The following is a 23,479-nucleotide window of genomic DNA, read 5'->3' on the forward strand; positions in this document are numbered from 1 at the left end:
ATGTTAATATTATGGCTTGTATTTATGCTTATTCTGTTTCTATCAATTGACTCTAGAGAAAGTAAGATTTTCCACCTTACTTATAGCTGATAATAGTGCATCCTTTGAAATAGTTATATCCATAAAATGAATAGATTCTTGTGGGAGAGTTGCCTTTTTAATTATTGCTTCCAAAAGAGTTTTGTTTTCCGGATCAATATTTAAGTCTTTTAAATTTACTGGAAGTCCCCATTCATGATAATAGCTTGATAGTCTTAAAAGCTCTTGTTCTTTATTTTCTAGAGCTAACTGGACCAGAGTTCCATATGCAACAAGCTCACCATGTAAAAAGTTTTTGGCTTGGTTTGCTTCAGTAAGGCCATTATGAATGGAATGTGCTCCTGCTACTCTTCCTGCCTTTCCACCGAAGCCGCCGACCATACCGCCAGTCATAATAATGGCCTCAATTACTCTAACCAGTTCATCAGAGACACTTCCTTCAGAGGTAGATTGGATAGCTGCTGTGGCATCCTGTAGTAGAACATCTCTGCAAATAGATGCTGAGAACCTTGAAACCTTTAGCCAAACCGGTAGCTCTTGATTTTTGAAAAACGCAGAAATTAATGCCTCTGCTTCGTAATACTTCGCTAGTGTATCACCAATTCCTGCTCGTAGGTACTTTACTGGAGCTAAGGCAATAACAGCAGGCTCAATAAGTACTAAGGTATTGGCAAGAGGGAATTCAGTGTAGTGTGTAAAAACTCCATTTTGGTCATAAAAGACACTAAGTGGAGTCCATGCCGCACATGTAGATGCAATGCTTGGAATCAATATTGATTTTATACCTGCATTAATTGCTGAAGCCTTCGCAGTGTCTAGTGCAGTTCCGCCTCCGATGCCAATAACTGCATCAACTGAGTTTACTGATAGCTGATTAGAAATACTTTCAACCTTTTCTAAAGTGCAGTGACCCTCAATGAAAGTAAAGCTCGAAATAGGGGAATTGGTTATTTTCTCAGGCAAATAGGTGGATACTGCATTCCAGGCCTTCTTACCGCATACTATATGAATTTTTTGAACCTTTAACTCAGATAAAAGGGGTTCTAGTTCCTTAAGGATCCCTTCACCAATTCTAAAATGACCGGGTGCTCCTTTTACTGTTTGTGTTGACATATAATTCATCCCTCCATTCTTTTAAGTAATTTACCAGATAATAAAAAATGCCTCTCATAAAGAGAGGCATGGATATACTTTAGAAGTAGCACCTCTCTCATTTTTCAAAATACATTGTATTTTGCAGGATTTAGCACCTGTTCATGTCTTCGTTTAACATGAATGGTTGCCGGGCTTCACAGGGCCAGTCCCTCAGCCGCTCTTAATAAGAGATTGTTATGAAATTTATTATTTTGATATTAAACTTGTTTAAAAGGTAAGTCAATCTTTTTTTTCTAAATTGTCAAAACTCCAATTGACTACCCCATTTTTAAGTAGTAGGGTAATTACAATAAATATGGAAAGAAGGCTTTATACAATGAATATATCAAAAGTTAAAGATGCGTACATAGAGAATATTGTGAAGGATGAATATTTTCCGGTCTCCTATGTGGAATTAGAGGAGCAGGCAAAAAAGAAAATGTCTGCTGGAGGCTTTGGGTATGTTCGTTCAGGAGCAGGTGGCGAAGTGACCTTGAGACAAAACCAAGAATCATTTAACAAGTATTCCATAGTACCAAGGATTTTACGGGATGTATCAAATATTGATACAAGCATCACCTTGTTCGGAAAAACATACCCCCATCCTTTTTTACTTGCCCCGGTTGGAATGTTAAAGCTGGCACATGAAGAGGCAGAATTGGCAGTGTCAAAAGCAGCCGCTGCTTGTCATGTGCCTTTTGTCCAAAGCACTGTTTCAAGCTATTCGATTGAAGATGTAGCAAAGGTATCCGGTAATAGCTCAAAATGGTTTCAACTTTATTGGTCAAATAATAAGGAGATTTCCTTTAATATGGTTAAACGAGCAGAGGAGGCGGGTTACGAAGCAATTGTTTTAACTGTTGATACAGTTATGATGGGCTGGAGAGAAGAAGATATGAAGAATCGTTTTTCACCATTAAAGCTTGGGGTAGGGAAAGCGAATTATGAACAGGATTCGGTATTCTTATCCTCTTTAGATAGTCAAGATTTAGAGTCTATTATTCAAGGAATCTTAGATAATATTCACCATCCTTCACTTAACTGGACTCATGTCGCTGATTTAAAGGAACGGACCTCATTGCCAATTTTAATAAAGGGGATTCTTAGTTCGGATGATGCTAGACTTGCGGTTAAGAATGGTGTAGATGGAGTTATTGTTTCCAATCATGGAGGTAGGCAGCTTGATGGTGTCATTTCAGCCATTGATGCATTGCCACTTATAGTGGAAGAGGTAAAGGGTGAAATTCCTGTCTTATTTGATAGTGGGATTCGACGAGGTTCTGATATTGTTAAGGCACTTGCGTTAGGGGCGGATGCGGTCTTTATTGGCAGACCGTATGTATATGGACTTGCAGCTGCAGGACAGAAAGGTGTAGAGAAGGTGCTTGGCAACTTTATTCAAGATACAAAGGTTTCCATCGCATTGGCTGGTGCATCTAGTGTAAAAGACCTTAAAACACTCAGACTAATTAAATCATAATTTGGGTTTGTCTAATATATTTATAGTTTTGTCCGATATCATCAACATTTTGTTTATATCCAAAAATTGAATTAGTTAGAATGCCTTCCGAGCGAATCGGAAGGCTTTTAATATGGCTTGAAAATTGGTTATCTATATTTTTACTAAATTTAATACATTTTATCTTTCAATGATTAGGAAATTGGTAATGGTAACTAATGCTCATGTATTTTTACCTATATAAAAAAGGGATGGGTGTTTTTATGGAGTAATTTTAGAAATAATGGAAAAAGCTTCTATAAAATAAAAAATCACTGATGGGGGAGGTTATCACCCCTATTTTAATAGAAAAAGCAGCTAATAGAAGATAGTAAATACGGACCTTTTATTTTGTAAGTGTTTTCATTAACTTTGTAGGGAGGCATAGAACAGAGGGCATGTTTTAAGCTTCGTTAGATAGAAAAATGAAATGGAAAGGGAGAGAAGGAATATGTTTGAAAAAAAGCAGTGTTTCTGGATGGGTATTTTTTTCTGCTTGTGTATTATGATTTTGGCACCAAGTGCAACCTTTGCTAAACAGCCGGAATCATCCTATTGGTATCCGGAACAACTTTTAGACTGGGCACCAGATAAGGATCAAGATGCTATTTATAACCGTAGCCAGACTCCATTAGCAGAGCGGGAGGTACTTTATAAAGTAAATGAAAATGCACAGTCAGAAGCAAAATTAGTTGCTTTATCAGCCCTTAACCCTACCACTAGCGGGGTTCCTTCTCAGGGAGGAGAAGACTTTTTTGCCAATACATTTAGTTATTGGCAATATGTAGATCTTATGGTGTATTGGGCAGGTTCTTCAGGGGAAGGAATTATTGTTCCACCAAGTGTAGATGTAACGGATGCTGCTCATAAAAACGGTGTACCTATTTTAGGAAACGTTTTCTTCCCACCTATTGTCTACGGTGGCAAGGAGGAATGGGTGAACCAAATGCTGACCCAGCGGGAAGATGGTTCTTTTCCAGCGGCAGATAAACTATTAGAGGTAGCGAACTATTATGGATTTGATGGTTGGTTTATTAATCAGGAAACAGATGTCAAAGATGTAGAAGTGGCACAAAAAATGCAAAAGTTCCTTGTTTATTTGCAGAAGCATAAGCAGGAAGACATGCATATCATGTGGTATGATTCAATGACAAAAGACGGGAATATCGATTGGCAAAATGCATTGACAGATAAAAACAGTAGCTTTTTACAGGACGGAAAGAAGCGGGTATCCGACAGTATGTTTTTGAACTTTTGGTGGCGGGACCAACAATCATCCTTTAATAAAGCACAGGAAATAGGAAGAAGCCCTTATGATTTATTTACTGGAATCGATGTAGAAGCAAATGGAACAAGTACAAAGGTTCCTTGGCAGGGAATCTTTCCTGAAGGCAAAACACCACTAACATCTTTAGGAATTTACCGCCCAGATTGGGCCTTTAAGACATCCGAAAGTATTGAACAGTTCTATCAAAAGGAAAATGAGTTTTGGGTTGGTGAGTCTAGTAATCCTACAACCACAGCTAACAATGGCTCATGGAAAGGAATTGCTCACTATTTCACAGCCAAAACAGTCATTAAGGAATTACCTTTTGTCACACATTTTAATACTGGTAGCGGAAAGTTTTTCGCAGTTGATGGAAATAAGGTAAGTAACCAATCCTGGAATAATCGTAGTCTACAAGATATCCTGCCAACCTGGCGTTGGATAAAAGAGGGCGGACAAGCAATTGATGTTGGTTTTGATTGGGAAATCGCTTATAACGGGGGAAGTTCATTAAAGCTTTCAGGTGCTATTGATAAAAGCAATCCTACTCATATTAAGCTTTATAAAACCAATCTACCGATTCAAAAAGATACGGAAATCGCTCTAACCTACAAAACAGATATGAAAAAACCTAATATGAAAATAGGAGTCAGCTTCGTTGACAATCCTGACCAGTTTACATTTTTCGATATTAAAAAACAAAGTCATAATCAGTGGATGACTGAAACGATAAAGTTGAAAAAGCACAAAGGTAATAATATCGCAGCTATCTCACTTTTAGTTGACGGTAACGAGAATGTGGAATACTTTACAACGAATATTGGAGAAATTAAAGTTTATAACAAAAAGGACAAACAACATATTTACTCCCCGGAACAAAGCAAAATTAATGAGATCAGCTTTAACAAGGGAATCTATTCTGATATCTCACTTGCTTGGGAGCCGTCTGATTCCGATATTAGTCATTACGAAATTTATCGAGAATTACCAAACAATCAAAAGCAGTTAGTCGGCACAACGCCAAACCATGTGTATTTTCTTTCTAATCTTAAACGAAATGGAAAAGAAAATAGCACAACCTTAGAGATTGTTACCGTAAACAAGGAATTTAATCGAAGTGAGCCAAACACGGTTACGTTTGAATGGCCACCATATCCAAAGCCAGAAGCAGACTTTTCTGCGGAAAAAACCATTGCAGCGCCAGGGGAGGATATCCAATTTTTCAATGCTTCAACAGAAGTTACAGAAGAAGTTGAGTGGCATTTTGAAGGAGGTACACCTTCCGTCAGCCACGAGGAAAATCCGGTTGTAACCTATGTTGAAGAGGGCGTATACCCCGTTACCTTGGTTGCGAGGAACAGCGAGGGAGAAAGTGTTCTGACTAAAGAGGCGATGATAACCATTTCCGAAGCAGCTAAGGATATTGAAAATGTTGCTCTAAACAAAACTGCTACCGCAAGTGGTCAGTGTGCAGCGACGGAAGCTGCAAGCTACGCAGTTGATGGCAAAATAACGGACAACAGTAAGTGGTGTGCCCTAGGTGAAGCACCACATTGGTTAAAGGTTGATCTAGGTAATCAATATGCGCTATCAAAGTTCGTCGTGCGTCATGCACAGGCCGGTGGGGAGCCACAAGCATTCAACACACAGGCATTTCGAATTGAGGCCAGCACGGACGGTGAACATTGGATAGAAGTTATTAAGGTAACGGATAATACAGCGGGTGTTTCAGAACACAGTATATCATTAACAAATGCTCGTTACGTACGATTGTGGACTGACAAACCAACTCAAGGCAGTGACCAGGCTGCAAGAATTTTTGAATTTGAGGTCCATGGTTCTTAAATCGGTAGTTTCCTAAGGAGGCAAGAGATATCCCTTGCTTCCTATAAATCAATAAAAGTATAGTCTACTTTAATTATAATTATCTGATTATTATAATTAATTTGGTTTTCTAACTATGTAAAAACTGTACTTAATAAAGAGGAGGATCAGTATGAGGAGAAGAAGTAGGTTTTACAGTCGTATTTTGACTATAACTGTAGCTTTTATGTTATTTAGTTCGATTGCTGCCACAGGCGTAAAAGCTGACGTTAATGGGGATGGAACAAATGCGGTGAATGAGAATTATATGGACAAGCTTAGTCTGAAGCCTCTTGCACCTGCATTCAGAGTGGATACACTTTTGGAGTGGTCTCCTGAAACGGATCCTGATGCGGAATTGAACCGAGCAAGTGTCCCCTTAAATCAGGAAAGATTTAAAGGAGAGCAAGTAAATCCTCTTGCTAACCCAGAGGCAGGAATAACCTCCGCAGCAATTACAACATGGAATCACGATGAAGCGAGTTCCGTCGGAGGTAATGAGTTTAACGTATACGCTTTTGACAACTGGCAACTTCTTGATTCTTATATTTACTGGTCCGGAACGAATGAGGGAATCTTCGCCATCCCAACACCGGATATTGTTGATGCTGCTCACCGCAATGGGGTACCTGTCTATGCAACACTTGGTTTCCCGTGGGGCCAGTCAGAAGAAGGGGTCAAAGAAATAGAAAAATTCACCAAACAGGCTGCAGATGGAAGTTTTCCGGTTGCGGACAAGATGATTGAGGTGGCAGAATACTTTGGATTTGATGGTTATTTCTTTAATCAGGAAACCTATGGTGTTAGTAAGGAAACGGCTGTACGTATGAATGAAATGATGCATTATATCAAACGAAATTCAAAACTACATATTAGTTGGTATGATGCTCAAGACAACGATGGAAAGATTAACTATCAGGATTCCATCAACAGCAAAAATGACATGTATGTGAAACCAGCAGATGATGGGGTATACGCAGTCGATGAATTCTTTTTAAACTACAACTGGAATACCAGTAAGATTAACACAACAGTTGAAACGATGAATAGTCATAATCGTAACCCTTTTGATGCTTATGCAGGTTTTGAGGTTCAACAAAACTCCTATAACACAAGTGTTAATACGGATGCTCTTTTGGGTGAAAATAAACAGCCAAAGGTATCTATAGCTTTATATACACCGAACTCAACAATGGGATTGGCGGAAAATCCTGCCGACTTCCATGAGAAGGAAAAATATTTCTGGACAGGACCGCAGGGTGATCCTACACTTGCAGATGATTCTTCCAAGTGGAAGGGTATGGCCCGATTTGTGACAGATTCATCTGTCATTCAAAATATGCCGTTTATTACGAACTTTAATAGCGGTCATGGAAAACAATATTTTGTAGATGGGGAAAAAGCTAGTATTCTAGAATGGAATAACCGGTCTATCCAGGATATAATGCCAACCTGGCGTTGGTGGATTCGTGGTGAAGGAAGTAAGTTGAATGTCACTTATGACTTTGATAAAGCATATAACGGTGGAAATTCACTAAAATTCAGCGGTGATCTTGATGCAGGTTCTGTCAACGACACGATGCTTTACAGTACAAAACTTCCAATTACAGATTCAACTAAGATTCGCCTAGTTTATCAAAATCAATTAGGTGCTGATGTTCAGCTTGGTGTGGCATATAGTGAAGATTATTCAGAGGATAAGATGAAGTACTATTCGCTTCCAGAGTCAGGGGAGGGTTGGCAAACAACCGTAGTGGATTTAGGAGAGGATACTGGGAAGACAGCTTATGCGCTTAGTCTTAAGGTAAGTAACACTAATAAGCTTGAGAACTATTCACTTCATTTAGGGCAATTATCCGTATTTGATGGAAAAGCTGAGGCTATTTCCAAGCCTAACAATGTTAAAATTCTTGAAAAGCTAACGAAGACAGCGTTTGAAGCGGAAGCCCGTCTAAGTTGGTCCGCTAAAGAAAACGTATTGCATTATGAGGTTTACCAAGAAAATGCCGATGGGGTGGAAACACTTTTAGGAGTTACACCGAATAATTACTTCTATACACCAAATATCACCCGGACTGCCAAAAACGCATCTAGTGACAACATTACATCCTTAAAAGTTGTCCCAGTCAATCAGGATTATGTTCGTGGAGAAGGTACAATTGTTGCTTTTGATTGGGGTATGGGTACTGATGCTACGGAGATTGAGAATAATCCAACCTCACCTAATGTGGCTCTTAATGCTAAGGTGACATCTGTCTCATTTGAAAACTCCGCAGAGCCTGCCTCCAAAGTATTAGACGGAACAGCGATCGGTAATAGTAAATGGGCAGCAACAAATAAGAAAAGTGGTTACATGACTATTGATATTGGTGAAGAGAAAACAATCCGTCGTTGGCGTGTTGAACATGCCGAATATGGTGGGGAAGCAAGTAATATGAATACTGTTGATTTTGAGTTGCTTTACAAGGATGAAAACGGGGAATGGGTCGGAGCGAAAAGGATTACAAATAATACCAAAGCTGTGACTGATATTATATTAGACGAGCCTATTACAGCAAGTGAATTCAAACTGCAAGTTTATAATAGCGGAACATCCCCTTGGGGTGCTATTCGTATCTATGAATGGCAGATGTTTGAAAGTGCTGCTTTGCCAAGAACGGAAAATATAATGATGCATTTTGTAAATGCAGAAAATAACTTGGGTGCAAAAGACAAGGTAACGATTGAAAGAGTGAAGAAAGGACAAACAGTTCGATTATACAAATCCCTTGATGCAAAAGATGTTTTGATAGAAATGATTGCAGAACAAGATGGAACGATGACGCTTGAAGGGTTAGATTTTGGCGTTGAAGCAGGAAGAATCTATTACACTGTTCAGCAACAGGATGAAAGAGAGAGTCTAAGGTATAGTGTGGCTTACTTGAATGAAAAGGTAACAGAAGTTGTACGTCAAATAAACAATTTACCAAAGCTTGATGAATTAACACTTGATGACAAGAAGGTCGTAAATGAGTGCAAGGTTGCCTATAACAAGCTTCATCCAACATTAAGGAAACAGGTTACAAATTATGACCGCCTCGTTATGGCGATGGAGCGAATTCAGGAGTTAAAGAAGGACTTCAACAACGGGAATAAAAAGAACGGATAAAAAAGAAAGGGGCCATTCTTCATTGTGATAAAGCAAAGGGGAATGCCTCTTTTGGATTTTCTTTAGAATTAGTGAATTATATATATGATTTGCTGGTATTCTATTGCTTCATAGTGCCAGTTTTTTTATTGTTAAAATGAAGTGAAACTTTATTTTTAAATAATGATAGCGTTTTCTATCGCTGATATAAAAGAAAGTGGGTAAGGAAAAGTCTATGAATAAAACAGCACATATTATTTCTCACTCCCATTGGGACAGGGAATGGTATTTACCTTTTGAAAAACACCGCTATTACTATATTCAATTAATGAACAATCTAATTGAACAGTTCAAAAAGGACGGAAATGATTTTCAATCGTTCCATCTTGATGGACAAACTGTTCTTTTGGAGGATTATTTTGCTGTACACCCAGAGAATCGTGACATTGTGAAACAAATGATTAAAGAGAAAAAACTGCATATTGGTCCTTGGTATGTACTGCAGGATGCATTTTTAACGAGCTCTGAGGCGAACGTAAGGAATCTTCAAATTGGCTTGAACGACACGAAAATCTATGGTCCTGCCGCAAAAATTGGTTATTTCCCTGATACATTTGGTATATACGGTCAGGCGCCGCAGCTGTTAAAACAAGCGGGGATTGATACAGCTGCGTTTGGTAGGGGAGTTAAACCAACTGGATTTAATAATACTGTATCTGACACACTAAACTTTGAATCTCCTTATTCAGAGATGCTTTGGGAATCCCCAGACGGATCTAGTGTTTTAGGAATATTATTTGCGAATTGGTATTCAAATGGAAATGAAATACCGGTGGATGAGGAAGAAGCAAAGGCATTTTGGGATCAAAAGCTTCAAGATGCTGAGAAATACGCCTCAACGAATCAATTGTTATTTATGAACGGCTGTGACCATCAGCCACTTCAAAAAACAATACCAGAGGCAATTGAAACTGCAACGTCCCTTTATCCAGACTATCAATTTAAACATTCTAGTTTTGAAGAATATACAGAGGAATTAAAAGCATCACTTCCCGACCAGCTACAGGTCATTAAAGGGGAACTACGCAATCAGAGAACGGATGGATGGTCGACTCTTGTCAACACTGCATCAAGTCGAATTTATCTAAAACAGTGGAATAACCTTTGTCAGACCCTGTTGGAAAAAATCGCCGAACCTTTGGCTACTATGCAGTATTTAGCGGGTGGAACCTATCCACGGGAATATATTCGTTTTATGTGGAAATCACTTATGAAAAACCATCCGCATGACAGCATTTGCGGTTGTAGTGTCGATGAGGTTCACCGTGAAATGGTCACCCGTTTTGAGACGGTTTCCCAAATGGGGGATGTATTTGTTAAGGAAAAAGCAGGAGAACTAGCTGAATCTATTGATACATCACAGGCGCCTGCGGGAGGAATACCACTTGTTGTCATGAATACAACTGGCTGGGAAAAGAATGAAGTTGTTACAAAAGTAGTTGATCTTGAAAAAGTGTATTTCTCACAAATGCATTTTGAAGAAATACCGGACTATTTGCAGAAAAAGGAAACACCAGGATATAAATTATTGGATGATGAAGGCAATGATGTTGAGTTAATGTTAGGAAACTTAAATATCGAATTTGACTATGACTTACCAAATGATCGTTTCCGTCAGCCGTTCTTTGCTAAACGTGCAGAGCTATCATTCTTTGCAGAGGGAATACCTTCCTTTGGATATAAAACATTCTACATTGTGCCAACTGAAACCCAAGAGCAGAAACATGACGAAGAAACGAAGAATACCGGTGAGATGCATAACACCGTATTCAAAATGGAAAATGAATATGTTCATATGCATTTCCATGAAGACGGCACCTATGACTTAACACATAAGAAAACGGGAGAAAGATTTTACCGACTAGGAATCTATGAAGATACTGGGGATGTAGGCAACGAATACATGTATAAAGAGGCTGAGAATCATGCTCCTATCACAACAAAAGGAGTTCCAGCAGTATTTAACCTGATTGAAAAAGATAATCTAAGAACAGTCCTTGAATTTACGCACACATTATCGATTCCGGTTTCTGCTGATGATTACTTAGCTAGTGAAAGACATAAGTTGATTTGGCATAAAGAAAGAAAAGCAGGCAGATCAGCTGAAATGACAAGTTTAACACTTCGAACTGTTGTCACACTTGAAAAAGGAATGAAGGGTCCATCCTTTAAGCTTATGATTGATAATCAAGCAACTGATCACCGCTTACGTGTCCTTTTCCCTACAGGACTAAAAACAGAAACACATATGGTCGACAGCATTTTTGAAATTGCAACGCGCCCGAATACACCGGAGAAAGAATGGGAAAATCCAAGCTTTTGTCACCATCAGCAGCGATTCAGTAGTTTAGCAGATGACAAAATGGGCTTAACGATTGCAACAGATGGTCTGCAAGAATACGAGATCCTACAAGAGACCGGCACAATTGCTGTAACCGTACTTCGTTCAGTAGCGGAACTTGGGGACTGGGGCTACTTCCCGACACCTGAAGCACAATGCCTTGGTATGCAAACAGCAGAGTGGCAGGTACTACCGCATGAAAAAGATGTCATTCATTCACAAGCATATGTAGATGCTTACCAATATAAAGTACCACTTGTGATTGTTCAGACAACTATTCATGAAGGGAGATTGCAGAACACACATAAATTTGTAAACACAAAATCTAACGGTCTTGTATGGTCATCAATGAAAGTGGCTGAAGATCATGGTGATGTCATAATCCGCTGGTATAACCCTTCTGAAGCAAAGGATAGCTTGAAGGTCACTATAGGGGATTATGAATCTTATAAAAGTACAATTCTAGAGGAAAAAACAAATCAAAAAGAGGATGTTTATAACGTAGGAAAATATGAAATTATTTCACTTGGTTTCATTAAAAAAAGATAGGAGTAAGAACAATGACTTTAGTAATTCCCAATTCAATGCAAAAGTTAATTAACCATGTAAAAGAATTCTTTCCTGGTGATGAAAAGTTACAGCATATGTTTGAGCAATGTTTTATTAATACGTATACGACTACACTGAAAAAAAAGGAAGATGGAAAAACGTTTGTAATTACCGGAGATATTCCGGCGATGTGGCTACGTGATTCTGCTGCCCAGGTTCGCCCTTATCTTCTAGCTGCCGAAGAGGATGAAGAAATGGCAGATTTACTTGAAGGGGTAATTCGCCAACAGTTTGCATTTATCTTGCATGATCCGTATGCGAATGCCTTTAACGAAAGTGCAAATGGAAAAGGACACCAATCAGATTTGACAGATATGACACCACATATTTGGGAGCGGAAATATGAAGTTGATTCATTGTGTTATCCAGTCCAGCTTGCCTACCTATTTTGGAAGTCAACAGGTCGGACAACTTTTATCAAGGAAACATTCCAACAGGTGATTGAAACGATTATTCATGTATGGAAGACTGAGCAGGATCATGAAAATCTTTCTCCTTATCAGTTTGAGCGTGAAGATGTCCGCCAATCTGATACGTTAACTCGTGATGGAAAAGGTGGACGTGTTGTCACAACAGGAATGACATGGAGTGCTTTCCGTCCAAGTGATGATGCATGCACATACGGATACCTTGTACCAGCCAATATGTTTGCTGTTGTTGTTTTGGGATATGCTGCTGAAATCTGCGATGAAGTCCTAAATAATGATGTATTAAAAGAAGAATGCGTGGAGCTTCGTGATGAAATTCAAAAAGGGATAGAGGGATATGCGAAGCTTGATCACCCAGTTCACGGAGAGATGTATGTTTATGAAACAGATGGAGAAGGTCGTTGTAACCTAATGGACGATGCGAACGTTCCAAGCCTATTGTCTGCTCCTTATTTAGGGTATCTTCCATACAATGACACGACCTATTTAAATACACGTCAATTTCTGTTAAGTAGGGATAATCCCTATTATTATGAAGGAAAATATGCAAACGGAATTGGAAGTCCACATACACCTGACCATTATATTTGGCATATTGCCCTAGCAATTCAAGGAATGACCACAACTAGCGAAGAGGAAAAACAGCAAATTTTGACTTATTTTAAGAATACAGACGGTGGAACTAATTATATGCACGAAGGCTTTAACGCCGATTGCCCAGAAGAGTTTACGAGAGATTGGTTTGCCTGGGCAAACACGATGTTCAGTGAATTCGTATTAAGTTTAACTGGAAAAGCCGTTAAAGGAAGTCCACTTCATCAGCAATTAATCAAAAACAACAGCAACAAAGCCTAGAAATCGGGTTAGTAGCTAGAAAGAGGGATGACGTAATGGAAAAAACTCCATGGATGATTGTTGTTTGTGAATGGATATGGAGAGTTATCCTGGCCAATCTGTGTTGGTTTGCTTTTACCATTCTGGGATTAGGAGTTTTTGGTTTTTTTCCAGCATCAGTTGCTCTGTTTACCATTGTTCGGAAATGGATGAAAAAGGATACAGATTTTCCTGTATTGAAAACGTTTAAACAAGTTTATTTTAAAGAATGGAAGAGAAGTAATGGAATCGGCCTTGTATTTTATAGTATCGGCCTGTTCCTTTTTATTGACATCCGTATTGCAGAACAATTCATGTCAGGTGTGTTTGCTAGTTTCCTTTTAGTTATCTTATATGTATTAGTATTTGTGTTATTAATAGCAGTTGGATACTTCTTTGCAACCTACGTTCATTATGAACTATCAACAAAGGGATATATTAAACAGTCGTTTCTGCTGACATTGACCGGTTTACCATACACCATATTGATTGTGACCGGTTTAATATTCATAGGCTACACTATTAATCTATATCTCGGTCTAATACCGTTTGTTTCCGTAGTAGCACCTGCTTACTTGATGATGAGAGTCAGCCTCTATCGATTTATTTCTTTAGAAAAACGGGCACTGCAGCAATAACTATTCTGGATTTGGTAAAACAGGGGGATTTGATATGGAACTGAATTTAAAGGGAGACCTTTTTTCCGTTATAGATGGAATTGAACTTATAGCAAAATATTTAGATGTTGAACTTTCTTCAGAGGGCTACCCAATTCAAGTAAAGAATCAGAAAGGTATGTTAAGGGTTGCGAATAATGAAGGCCAAGGAGAAATTACTTTTGATAAGCCGGTTCACTTTTTTCGTGCATTAGGATTATGGCTTGAACATTATGGCAAAAACAACGTATTTGAAATAGCAGAGGATCCGCAGTTTGAAATGAGCGGTGTTATGCTAGATGCCTCTAGAAATGCCGTGCCTACGGTAGCCGATGTAAAAAGGCTACTCAGAAGAATGGCTGTCATAGGCTTAGATACATTAATGCTTTATACGGAGGATACGTATGAGGTAGAGGAACATCCATACTTTGGGTATATGCGGGGTCGATATAGCGCTGAGGAATTAAAATCATGTGATGAATATGCAGGTAAATTAGGTATCGAGATGATTCCATGTATTCAAACACTGGGGCATCTACGGGAAGCGCTTAAGTGGAATTATGCTTCTGGATTTAGAGATACAGACGATATTCTTTTAGTTGATCAGCCTGAGACTTATGAATTCTTAGAGAATTGTATTAGAGCTGCTTCAGAATCTTTCAAGACTAAGCGTATTCATATTGGTATGGATGAGACCTTTCAGCTTGGCTTAGGTAAGTATTTAGAAAAACACGGCTATGAGAATCATATCGATATCATGAACCGACACCTCCAAAAGGTAGTTTCTATTACTGAAAAATATGGATTCAAACCAATGATTTGGAGCGATATGTATTTCCCTTTGTTTTCCAAAGACAGCAAATATCAGGATGAGTTTGGTCAAATTCGAAAGGATATTCTTGATTCTATTCCTGAGGTTGAACTTGTTTATTGGAATTATTATCGCAATGAGCAAGATGTATATGAAAAGGACTTTCAAAATCATAAGTTACTAGGCCAAACTCCTATTTTTGCTGGTGGTGCTTGGACATGGAATGGAATAGTACCGAACTATGGTAAAGCAATCGCTACTACAGAAGCTGCTATGGCAGCATGCAAAAAAGAAGGGATCAAAGAAGTATTTGTAACACTATGGGGTGATAACGGTGCAGAAACGCCTTTTTCAACATCATTACCAGTCTTGCAATTGTTTGCAGAGCATACCTATCACAAGGAAGTTACATTAGAACAAACGGCTGAACGGTATGCCTTTTGCGGCGAGGGACAATTTGAAGACTTCATGGTTCTGAAAAAACTGGATGAAACCCCTGGTGTCATGAAGGATAACATGAATACGTCAATGACTTCTAAGGTATTGCTGTATCAAGATATCTTAATTGGGCTATACGACGAGAATATTCGCAGTCTGTCCTTAGGTGAGCATTATGAAGAGTTAGTCCATAAGATTGAAAAAGCGAAACAAAACAATCCAAAGTGGGAAACTCTTTTTGACTTTTATGAGCAATTAGCTAGGGTATTGAGCGTGAAAGCGGAAATTGGCATTAAGCTAAAGGGGGCTTATGATCTAAAAGATCACGAGCAAATGAAATCAATCCTTATTAAGCTGGATTGGATTCAAACCCATGTTGATCAATTACGTCAAAAGCATCGAAAAATTTGGTTTGCAGCATACAAACCATTTGGATGGGAAGTTATTGATATTCGTTATGGTGGTGTCATTACACGGATTGATTCAGTCAAATACCGAATCAATGAGTGGCTTGAAGGAAGAATTAGTAGTCTCGAAGAGTTAGAGGAGAAACGTCTACGCCATGACGGACCATGGGAAATAGTCGATGGGCTAGTAGGCGGAAATGTGTATCACCGAATTGTAACAGCAGGTAATTTTTCATTATAGAGGGGTGTAAACATGTTTTTAACCGAAAGAAAATTTGAAGAGCGTATTAGAGAATTAGAAGGTTACCGTTATCGTGAATGTGTTGGCATAGACAAATTTTACACTCATGAAGATGATGGTGAGATTGGTGCCTACCCGCCGTCCGAATACAATGCAACAAATAGTATGCAAATTGGTGACTATTGGAAGGGACGCGATCGCTATCTATGGTTACATGCGTATGTAGATAGCCACATTTCAAAAAATGGTCAACAAATTGTTGGACTTTTCTCATTCGGTAAGACAGGTGGGGGTAATAACTCCGGGTTTGAATCGTTACTATTTGTAAACGGCAAGCCATATCAAGGTGTTGACTCTAATCATGAAGAGGTTCTTTTTGATGAAAAGACTTCACATGAACCAATGCGTTTGGACTTCCGGCTCTGGTCAGGACTCGAAGGGGGAGGGGTTCCAACAGAAAATGAGTTTAAACTACAAATGGCTAAAATTGGTTGGCTTGATAAACAAGTAGATAATTTATATTATACACTTTTAGCTGCATTTGAAGTGTTAAAAGAAACGAAAGAGGCTAATTCCTCCTATTCGATTTTGAAAAAAATGATGCAGGATGCTTTGATGGGTATTAATTGGACTGAACCTGGAAGCGCGGAATTCTATGAATCTTGTTATGAAGCAGAAGCTGGATTAACAGAGGCACTTCAATCTTTCGAAAAGGTATCTGATATTACGATTCATACCGTCGGTCATACGCATATTGATGTTGCTTGGCTGTGGAGGCTAAGAAATACGAGGGAGAAGTCGGCCCGTTCATTCTCGACGGTTCTGCACTTAATGAAGCAATTTCCAGAATATCTATTTTTGCAAACCCAGCCTCAGCTCTATGATTATATTAAAACAGATTATCCTGAGATTTATGAACAAATGAAGGCAAGAATTGCAGAAGGCCAGTGGGAAGCTGGTGGTGCAATGTGGCTGGAAGCTGATTGCAATATCCCAAGTGGTGAATCGCTTGTTAGGCAAATCCTACACGGGAAAAACTTCTTTAAAGAAGAGTTTGGCATCGACTGTGAATATTTATGGCTGCCGGATGTTTTTGGTTACAGCTGGGCACTGCCACAGATCTTGAAAAAGTCAGGTATTAAAACCATGATGACAACAAAGATTAGCTGGAACCAATATAACCGTATGCCACATGATACCTTCTATTGGAAGGGAATCGACGGATCGGAGATTTTAACGCATTTTATTACTACACCTGAGCCATGGAACTCTCCAGATTCTTGGTTCTATACGTATAATGGCTTTATTACTGCCAAAACAGTAAAAGGTGCTTGGAATGGCTATCGCGATAAGGATTTATCCAAGGACTTACTACTATCCTATGGATATGGGGACGGCGGCGGTGGTGTAAATCGCCATATGCTAGAAATGAGACGTAGGTTTGATCAACTGCCAGGTATGCCGAATGTGAAAACTTCCACAGCAGGGGACTTCTTCAAAAAACTACATGAAAATGTTAAGGAATCTACAGGCTATATTCATAAATGGGATGGTGAGTTGTATCTGGAATACCATCGTGGTACCTATACGAGCCAGGCATTTATGAAAAAAATGAACCGAATGCTAGAGTTATTATATAGAAGAGCGGAATTCTTATCCTCTTGGCTGTCCCAAGACGGTGCATGGATTGGGGAAAATGAGCTGAAAGAAGGATGGAAAATCATTCTAAGGAACCAATTTCATGATATTATTCCTGGTTCATCTATTCATGAAGTATATGAAGATGCTAAAGAAGAATACAAAGAGGCACTTCAAATCGTCAATCAAGTGGAGACACAAATTGTTCAAACCGGAATTGAGCAAGCTGACCGTTCTGTCGCTGTTATAAATTCAACACATCATAAGGGTAGAAAAAATGTATTTATCACTATGTTTAATGATTTTACAGCAGGTAATTGGAAGGATGAAAGTGGTCAAATGTTAAATCATCAAAAACAAGCGAATGGCTGGCTTGTTGAGGTAGATAGCCTTCCGTCCTTTGGTGCGAAAACATTGTATTTTGAACCGATTGAGGCTAGTCAGGAAATGGTAACTTCCTTTACTTACCATGATAGAAAATTAGAAACACCATATTATCTTGTTGATTGGAATGAGTTTGGTCAGATTACTAAGCTTTATGATAAGGAAGCAGGGCGTCATGTTTTAGCTGAAGGCCAAGTTGGAAACGTACTGCAAATTTTTGAAGATAAACCTCTTGCCCATGATGCGTGGGATATTGATATCTTTTATCAAGAAAAGATGGAGGAAATTCATGATGTTGCTACGTTTGAAGTGGCCGAAAATGGCGAACTTAGCTTTAGTATTCTAGTTACATGGAAATACCATCATTCTGAATTTTCCCAGCGCGTAGTTTTCTATAAAAATGACCGCCGTATTGATTTTGAAACCGATGTGGATTGGTATGAAAAACGAAAATTACTCAAAGTTTCTTTCCCGGTTGATATTCGTGCAACAGAGGCAACCTATGATATTCAATATGGTAATGTAAAACGTCCGAATCATTGGAATACAAGTTGGGAAATGGCGAAGTTTGAATCAGTTGGACATCAGTGGGCCGACATGTCAGAACCAGATTACGGGGTAAGTTTACTGAACGACTCTAAATATGGGTACGACATTAAGGATAATATCATGCGATTAACGCTATTAAAATCTGCCATTCATCCTGATCCGAATGCTGACCAAGGAGATCATTCCTTTGTATATTCCCTTTACCCACATTTCGGGGACTGGAGAACGGCGAAGACAGTGGAAAAGGCATGGGATTTAAATGATCCAGTTATCGCTGTAGAAGGCAAATGGATGAAGGAAGAATCATTTATTGAAATAGATAATGAGCATGTTTGGATTGACTCTATAAAGCCAGCTTACGATGGTAACGGAGTGATTGTACGATTACATGAATATGAAGGACGTAGAGGTAAGGTGAGCATGAACATTCAGAAAGAGTTCACCTCATGGGTTGAGACCAATTTGATGGAAGAGCCAATTGGAAATAAATTAGTATCACCTATTGAGTTTGAAATCAAACCTTATGAAATTAAGACCTTTAGAATTCGTTAGTCAAAAAATTGACCGGCTGAATGATTTCAGTCGGTCAATTTTTTTACAAGAAAACTTGGTATTTAATGATACCTACCGATAACTTTTTCATCATTCTTTACTTTGTGTTAAATCCTCGAGAGCGGGCACATTCCCGTAAACGGAATGCTTTTTTTTGATAGGCTCGGCCCATTTCACCGCATTAATGATTACTTGTTGAATTTGTTTGTTATGATAGGTCGGATAAGTTTCGTGTCCAGGCCTAAAGTAAAATACTTTCCCATTACCTCGTGTATATGTACAGCCGCTGCGGAATACTTCACCACCTTCAAACCAACTGATAAAGATTATCTCGTCAGGCTTAGGTATATCAAAATGCTCTCCGTACATTTCTTCATTTTCCAATTCGATATATTCAGGAATTTCTACTGTAATTGGATGGCTAGGGTTTATGGTCCATAAGCGCTCCTTTTCACCAACTTCACGCCACTTTAGATCACAGCTTGTTCCCATTAGTACTTTAAATATTTTAGAAAAGTGGCCAGAGTGAAGAACAATCAGCCCCATTCCATTAAGAACACGCTGTTTGACTTTCTCTACAATCTCGTCTTTAACCTCACCGTGAGCAAGATGTCCCCACCAAATTAAAACATCGGTATTGTTGAGGACCTCATCTGTTAAACCGTGCTCACTTTCATCTAAAGTGGCAGTTCGTACCTCAAAGCCCTCCAACTGAAGAAAATCTGAAATCGTTCCGTGAATACCGGTTGGGTATAAATCGCTTACAATTGGATTGCCTTGTTCGTGCCGATTTTCATTCCAGACGGTCACTTTCATCATCAATCCACTCCTTTCTCTACAAAAAATGATGAAATATTCGACTAAATCATAAAGCGTTTACAAATGAATGAACATAGATTTTGTCGATTTCTAAGATTTTTGCACTTAATCCCAAATTAGTCAACTATTAATAGTCCCTCTTTCCCTATAAAATATAACTATGGAAGTGCTTACATGGGCTGAAAGGAGGAAGAAATTATGAAAGGTATATTGAAAGATATCTATAAAAATAGAGTATGGCTTCTAATGATTCTGCCAGGAACAATCTGGTTGCTACTATTCTCTTATTTGCCAATGTTCGGCCAAGTGTTGGCCTTTAAAAAGTTTCGGATTGATCCCGATGGTTTCTTTGCAAGCGTTATAAATAGCGAATGGGTAGGCTGGGATAACTTTAAATATTTATTTAGTTCAAACGATGCATGGATTATTACTAGAAATACTTTGATCTACAATCTTATTTTTATTGTTGTGGGGCTAATAGCGGCAGTAGCAACAGCTATCCTACTCAGTGAATTGATTAACAAAAGACTTTCAAAGGTCTATCAGACTTCTATCTTATTTCCACACTTTATTTCATGGGTTATCGGAAGCTACTTTGTATTCACTTTTTTAAGCACTGAGCATGGTTTACTAAATCAATTTCTCGGCTGGTTCAACATTGACTCCATTTCATGGTATAACGAGTCAAAATATTGGCCATTTATTATCGTGTTTATGAGTCTGTGGAAAGGTGTTGGCTATGGTAGTATTGTTTATTTAGCATCTATTGTTGGAATTGATCGAACATATTATGAGGCAGCTATGATTGATGGTGCTTCAAAATGGAAACAGATTAAACATGTTACCTTACCTATGCTTAAACCGTTAATGATTATCTTAACAATCATGAATATCGGTAGAATCTTTAACTCGGATTTCGGATTATTTTATCAAGTTCCAAGAGACTCCGGAGCGTTGTATTCAGTTACAAACGTAATTGATACTTACGTTTACCGAGGTCTTATGAATCTTGGGGATATTGGAATGAGTACGGCTGCAGGTCTTTATCAGTCGGCAGTTGGATTTATCCTTGTTATCATCACTAACTATATTGTAAGAAAAGTTGATGAGGAAAGTGCATTATTTTAATTTTATTCCATCGTGAAGGGAGGAAGTCGCCCGGCGGCTAACGATATGGCAAAACTAGAACGAAATGAATCACCGGTCGTTATTTCAAGTTCACTAGGAGAAATGAAGGGGGGTGGGACAAAGGTTGTAAGGAAAAAACATCGTGATCCTCAGCATATGCATCCAGTCGTTAATGCGATAATTAGTGTACTGCTAGGGATTTTAGCTTTCACGTGCATTTTTCCATTTATCTATGTCATTATTATTTCCTTTACTAGTGAGGAGAGTATAGTTAGAAATGGGTTTCAATTAATCCCTAAGGAATGGAGCCTCGATGCATACCACTATCTATGGAGTATGAAAGAGCAGTTATTCCGCTCTTACGGTGTTACGATTTTCATTACAATTGTTGGAACAATTATCAGCGTTTTAATGATCACCTTTTATGCTTATGCGATTTCAAGACCACAATTCAAATATCGCAAGTTTTTTACATTCCTTGCATTCTTTACCATGCTTTTCAGTGGTGGGTTGGTTCCTACTTATATAGTAGTAACCCAATTCCTGGGTTTAAAAGATACTATTTGGGCGTTGATCTTACCGCTTACTATGAATGCCTTTTATATCATCATCATGAGAACATTTTTCCTGAAATCAGTTTCTGAATCGATTTTAGAATCAGCGAGAATAGATGGAGCAAGTGAATGGAGGATTTTTTTCCAAATCATTTTCCCTCTTTCATTACCAGGGATTGCAACAATTGCATTGTTTAGTACATTGGGTTATTGGAATGATTGGTTTACAGCTTTACTTTACATTGATGACCCAAATCTAGTACCACTCCAATCCTTATTAATGAAAATTGAGGCAAATCTTGAATTTATGAGGCAGAATTTGGATGTGGCTATCATGCAACAAAGCTTATTTGATACCATCCCAGAAGAATCAGCAAAAATGGCAATGGTTGTTATCGCCACTTTACCGATAGCGATTTCGTATCCATTCTTTCAAAAGTATTTTATTAGTGGACTGACTATTGGCGGCGTTAAAGAATAAAAAAAGAAAAGGGGAGAGCTGTAATGAAAAAGAAGTTATGGATTTTGATTGCATTAGTTCTGTCTATTGGAACTATTCTTACTGCTTGTAGCGGTAATGAAGATAGTTCAACAACGGAAAAAGGTGATGGAAATGGAAAGCCATATGAAATTAAATGGTATACCATTGGAACACCACAAAAAGATACTGATAAAGTATTTGAAGAAGTAAATAAGTATCTAAAAGAAAAAATTAATGCCACAGTTGACATGACCCAAATAGATTGGGGAGATTGGGCACAAAAATCTCAAGTCATGATTAACTCTGGGGAACAATTTGATATTATCTTTACGAATGGTACTGACTATGTTCAAAACGCACAAAAAGGTGCTTTCCTAGCCATTGATGAATTGCTAGAAGAGGAAGGCAAGGAATTAAAGCAAGCCATTAACCCAGCACTTTTAGAAGGAATTAAAGTTGATGGTAAGACTTATGGTATTCCTGCAAATAAAGAAGCTGCTAGACAATCGGTTTATACATTTAACAAACGACTTGTTGACAAATACAACTTTGATATTTCAAATGTGAAAACTCTAGAAGATCTAGAGCCAATGTTAAAGGTTATTAAAGAGAATGAACCTAGCATCACACCAATCGCAACATTTGATGCATTTTTACGCTATGATTATGTCTTTAACGCTGAAATGCCATTTGCCTTCCCATTCGAGGGTGATACAGATCATGTTATAAATCCATTTGAAACAGACGAAGCTATGCAAACGCTTAAAACAATGCACAGCTATTATAAAGCTGGCTACCTAAAAGAGGATGCTGCAACAAGTAAAGACAGCTGGCCGATGGATGTAGAAAACTGGTTTGTCCGCATGGGTGGTTTCCAACCATATGCAGATTTACTATGGTCTCGTTCAGCGAAGTACGAGGTAGTTTCTGTACCTGCGGAGCAGCCAACAACTGTAAACGATTCCGTATCTGGTTCAATTCAGGCAATTTCAGTAACATCTAAAAACCCTGAAAAAACGATGGAATTCTTAAATTTACTTAATACGGATCCTTATCTTCGTAACTTAGTAGATAAGGGAATTGAAGGCGTACATTACAAGAAGAATGAGAATGGCACAATTGAAGATCTGCCTGCACGCATTGAAAGCTATAACATGCCATCTTATTCACTAGGAAACCACTTTATCCTAGACCTTTACAAAGATGACCCTGAAGATAAATGGGAAAAGTTCCAAGAGTTTAATGATTCTGCCGTTAAGGCGCCATCACTAGGTTTCAATTTTAATAGTGATCCCGTTCGTTCAGAACTTGCATCCATTACAAATATTTCGAAGGAATTCTATCCTGCCTTGGCAACAGGATCTGTTGACCCAGAAGAATATTTACCAAAATTCAATAAGAAATTAAAAGAAGCCGGACTTGATAAAGTGTTAGAAGAAATACAAAAGCAATTTGATGAGTGGAAAAGCTCGCAAAAATAACTAAAAACAAATCAAGCTGGGTGGAATATTCCAGCTTGATTTTATTTCATACAATAAAAAAACATGAGATTTTGAACATAAAGTTTGCCTAGCTCCAGTGC

The 23,479-nt window shown here is 38.4% G+C and carries 13 protein-coding genes and 1 riboswitch; of the genes, 11 read left to right on the forward strand and 2 right to left on the reverse strand.

The genetic code is table 11. The features are described 5' to 3' along the window. Positions 1–42: 42 nt before the first annotated feature. Positions 43–1,152, reverse strand: a complete 1,110-nt coding sequence (locus AC6CHV_RS19880) for an iron-containing alcohol dehydrogenase family protein (RefSeq protein ID WP_341329662.1) — start codon at positions 1,150–1,152, stop codon at positions 43–45. Between the two features lie 94 nt (positions 1,153–1,246). Further along, a riboswitch (SAM riboswitch) is annotated at positions 1,247–1,364 on the reverse strand. A 146-nt stretch (positions 1,365–1,510) separates the two neighbouring features. Between AC6CHV_RS19880 and AC6CHV_RS19885 the strand changes: the two genes are divergently transcribed. From AC6CHV_RS19885 to AC6CHV_RS19920, 8 genes are all read left to right on the forward strand, one after another. After that, a complete protein-coding gene (locus AC6CHV_RS19885) occupies positions 1,511–2,653 on the forward strand; it encodes an alpha-hydroxy-acid oxidizing protein (protein ID WP_498079546.1) in 1,143 nt (380 codons plus the stop codon). 469 nt (positions 2,654–3,122) lie between these two features. Further along, a complete protein-coding gene (locus tag AC6CHV_RS19890; protein ID WP_498079547.1) occupies positions 3,123–5,783 on the forward strand; it encodes an endo-beta-N-acetylglucosaminidase in 2,661 nt (886 codons plus the stop codon). Positions 5,784–5,934: 151 nt separating this feature from the next. Further along, positions 5,935–8,949, forward strand: coding sequence for an endo-beta-N-acetylglucosaminidase (locus tag AC6CHV_RS19895; RefSeq protein WP_498079548.1), 3,015 nt, complete (start codon positions 5,935–5,937; stop codon positions 8,947–8,949). A 214-nt stretch (positions 8,950–9,163) separates the two neighbouring features. Then, complete coding sequence (locus AC6CHV_RS19900) at positions 9,164–11,878, forward strand: glycoside hydrolase family 38 N-terminal domain-containing protein (RefSeq protein WP_498079549.1); 2,715 nt, start codon at positions 9,164–9,166, stop codon at positions 11,876–11,878. An 11-nt stretch (positions 11,879–11,889) separates the two neighbouring features. Beyond that, on the forward strand, positions 11,890–13,221 hold the full coding sequence (locus AC6CHV_RS19905; protein ID WP_341329667.1) for a glycoside hydrolase family 125 protein: 1,332 nt from the start codon (positions 11,890–11,892) through the stop codon (positions 13,219–13,221). 35 nt (positions 13,222–13,256) lie between these two features. After that, positions 13,257–13,877: a YesL family protein gene (locus tag AC6CHV_RS19910; RefSeq protein ID WP_341329668.1), complete on the forward strand. Its 621-nt coding sequence runs from the start codon at positions 13,257–13,259 to the stop codon at positions 13,875–13,877. Between the two features lie 34 nt (positions 13,878–13,911). Next, complete coding sequence (locus tag AC6CHV_RS19915; protein ID WP_341329669.1) at positions 13,912–15,792, forward strand: beta-N-acetylhexosaminidase; 1,881 nt, start codon at positions 13,912–13,914, stop codon at positions 15,790–15,792. 12 nt (positions 15,793–15,804) lie between these two features. Continuing rightward, complete coding sequence (locus AC6CHV_RS19920) at positions 15,805–18,915, forward strand: glycoside hydrolase family 38 N-terminal domain-containing protein (protein ID WP_498079550.1); 3,111 nt, start codon at positions 15,805–15,807, stop codon at positions 18,913–18,915. A 90-nt stretch (positions 18,916–19,005) separates the two neighbouring features. On the opposite strand, the gene AC6CHV_RS19925 is transcribed toward AC6CHV_RS19920, so the two are convergent. Continuing rightward, complete coding sequence (locus tag AC6CHV_RS19925; protein WP_440272447.1) at positions 19,006–19,734, reverse strand: ThuA domain-containing protein; 729 nt, start codon at positions 19,732–19,734, stop codon at positions 19,006–19,008. A gap of 198 nt (positions 19,735–19,932) precedes the next feature. Here AC6CHV_RS19925 and AC6CHV_RS19930 point away from each other — a divergent pair, with 198 nt between their 5' ends. The 3 genes from AC6CHV_RS19930 (at position 19,933) to AC6CHV_RS19940 (ending at position 23,378) form a co-directional block, all read left to right on the forward strand. Next, entirely contained in the window at positions 19,933–20,862 is a 930-nt protein-coding gene (locus AC6CHV_RS19930) for an ABC transporter permease subunit (protein ID WP_498079551.1), read from the forward strand. A 156-nt stretch (positions 20,863–21,018) separates the two neighbouring features. Next, a complete protein-coding gene (locus AC6CHV_RS19935; protein WP_341333457.1) occupies positions 21,019–21,897 on the forward strand; it encodes a carbohydrate ABC transporter permease in 879 nt (292 codons plus the stop codon). A gap of 23 nt (positions 21,898–21,920) precedes the next feature. Next, entirely contained in the window at positions 21,921–23,378 is a 1,458-nt protein-coding gene (locus AC6CHV_RS19940; RefSeq protein ID WP_341329673.1) for an ABC transporter substrate-binding protein, read from the forward strand. Positions 23,379–23,479: the final 101 nt, after the last annotated feature.

This window comes from Ferdinandcohnia sp. GQ5, from assembly GCF_059759275.1.

Bases quoted from the DNA above. Each gene is read 5' to 3' on its own strand.
- AC6CHV_RS19880 (WP_341329662.1), bottom strand. From the start codon at position 1,152: ATGTCAACACAAACAGTAAAAGGAGCACCCGGTCATTTTAGAATTGGT.
- AC6CHV_RS19885 (WP_498079546.1), top strand. From the start codon at position 1,511: ATGAATATATCAAAAGTTAAAGATGCGTACATAGAGAATATTGTGAAG.
- AC6CHV_RS19890 (WP_498079547.1), top strand. From the start codon at position 3,123: ATGTTTGAAAAAAAGCAGTGTTTCTGGATGGGTATTTTTTTCTGCTTG.
- AC6CHV_RS19895 (WP_498079548.1), top strand. From the start codon at position 5,935: ATGAGGAGAAGAAGTAGGTTTTACAGTCGTATTTTGACTATAACTGTA.
- AC6CHV_RS19900 (WP_498079549.1), top strand. From the start codon at position 9,164: ATGAATAAAACAGCACATATTATTTCTCACTCCCATTGGGACAGGGAA.
- AC6CHV_RS19905 (WP_341329667.1), top strand. From the start codon at position 11,890: ATGACTTTAGTAATTCCCAATTCAATGCAAAAGTTAATTAACCATGTA.
- AC6CHV_RS19910 (WP_341329668.1), top strand. From the start codon at position 13,257: ATGGAAAAAACTCCATGGATGATTGTTGTTTGTGAATGGATATGGAGA.
- AC6CHV_RS19915 (WP_341329669.1), top strand. From the start codon at position 13,912: ATGGAACTGAATTTAAAGGGAGACCTTTTTTCCGTTATAGATGGAATT.
- AC6CHV_RS19920 (WP_498079550.1), top strand. From the start codon at position 15,805: ATGTTTTTAACCGAAAGAAAATTTGAAGAGCGTATTAGAGAATTAGAA.
- AC6CHV_RS19925 (WP_440272447.1), bottom strand. From the start codon at position 19,734: ATGATGAAAGTGACCGTCTGGAATGAAAATCGGCACGAACAAGGCAAT.
- AC6CHV_RS19930 (WP_498079551.1), top strand. From the start codon at position 19,933: ATGAAAGGTATATTGAAAGATATCTATAAAAATAGAGTATGGCTTCTA.
- AC6CHV_RS19935 (WP_341333457.1), top strand. From the start codon at position 21,019: ATGCATCCAGTCGTTAATGCGATAATTAGTGTACTGCTAGGGATTTTA.
- AC6CHV_RS19940 (WP_341329673.1), top strand. From the start codon at position 21,921: ATGAAAAAGAAGTTATGGATTTTGATTGCATTAGTTCTGTCTATTGGA.